Source organism: Planomonospora algeriensis (assembly GCF_977012225.1).
Window position 1 is genome coordinate 1 of record NZ_CDRNDK010000872.1, and the last position, 1,297, is coordinate 1,297.

Here is a 1,297-nt window from a genome sequence, read left to right on the forward strand (position 1 = left end):
CGCTCTTCGACTGATCGCACGCGACTACCGCCCGAATCGCCAAACTCGCGACTGATCAAGATCCAATGGCGAAGCCTGCCCTGCCCGACGGGCACATGCCCACCCCTTACGGGTGCGCTTCGCCACTTGAAATTCCTCATCCCAGGTCACGGCACTGCCGCCGAAGACGATCCCCTGGCACAGGACAGCCCAGTTCTTCCCTGCCGCGTGCTGTCATCTTCGCTGCGCGCCGACACCTCGCCGCAGCTCGATCGCCGACGTTCGTGGGGTGAGTGATCATGTCGGGCCGCAACGACCGCTCCCGCCGACCGCGGCAGTCCGCGCTCCCGGGATGCATGACCGGGCTGCCGATAGCAGCGACAAGGCCGCGGGTCATCGGTGGCCGGTCGCGGCGGGGCCGGGAAAGGTAAACTCGGCCCACGACGGGGCCGGGCGGTGTGTGTTTTCACCGTAGCACACGGTGATCGTCCTGCTGTCAGGCGGTGAGGCGGCAAGCGGTCTCGCCGGAGCGGTCGACTGCGGCCGGGTCGGGCTGGCGGCGATCACGGTCCGCGTCAACGAAGCGGTGGGCCGCCATGGCGGAGACCGCGAGGATCCTGATCGCAGGAAACCGCCGGTGACCTGCGCACTGACACCTCATGCAGATTCCTGCTGACATCCCGGTGCAGAGTCGCGAACGATCTCGAAGTGGCCATGCCGCGACGCGACGTCAACTTGCGGGAATTGCCATTCCCGGTAGTTGGTGAACAGCCCCCGCCCCGCAACAGACTGGATTTATTCATTTGTATTTTCTGGAAATTAAAAAATGCTAGGCTCGCCGCATGACACAGGAGGCGACCGCGCCGCGACCGTGCAAGCATTGCGGGACACCCGTGGAACAGCGCCCTGGACGGGGACGCCCCCGCGCTTACTGCCCGCTCGGCGACTGCCAGGCCGCCGCCAAGCGGGAGCGGGAGCTGCGCCGCGCCACCCCGGGCCTGGAGGGCGCGCTGGCCCGGGCGGAGGAGTTCTACGAGCGCATGGAGAAGGGGATGGCCGCGGCGATCGCCCCCCTAGCCCACGTGCTGGCCGAGGAGCTGAGCCCCGCCGGGGTGGAGGCCCGGGTGAGCGCGGTGCAGGCCGAGGCGCACACCCGGGTCGCCATCGCGCGCACCGAGCGGGAGCAGGCCTTCGAGCAGGTACGGCTGGCCCGCGAGGCCGCCGAGCACGCCCGCCGGGAGCGCGACACCATGGCGGAGCGGACGACTGAGGCGCTCGCCGAACGCGACACCGCGCTGCGCGACGCCGAGACGGCCCG

The 1,297-nt window shown here is 69.3% G+C and carries 1 protein-coding gene and 1 pseudogene; both read left to right on the forward strand.

Annotated elements, in window-relative coordinates:
• Nucleotides 1-460 precede the first annotated feature (460 nt).
• The gene (locus ACWJ6R_RS36525; protein ID WP_449066575.1) at nt 461-655 is read left to right on the forward strand and encodes a hypothetical protein; all 195 of its coding nucleotides are present in this window, start codon (nt 461-463) and stop codon (nt 653-655) included.
• A gap of 217 nt (nt 656-872) precedes the next feature.
• A pseudogene (locus tag ACWJ6R_RS36530) lies at nt 873-1,297 on the forward strand (hypothetical protein); the annotation flags it as partial.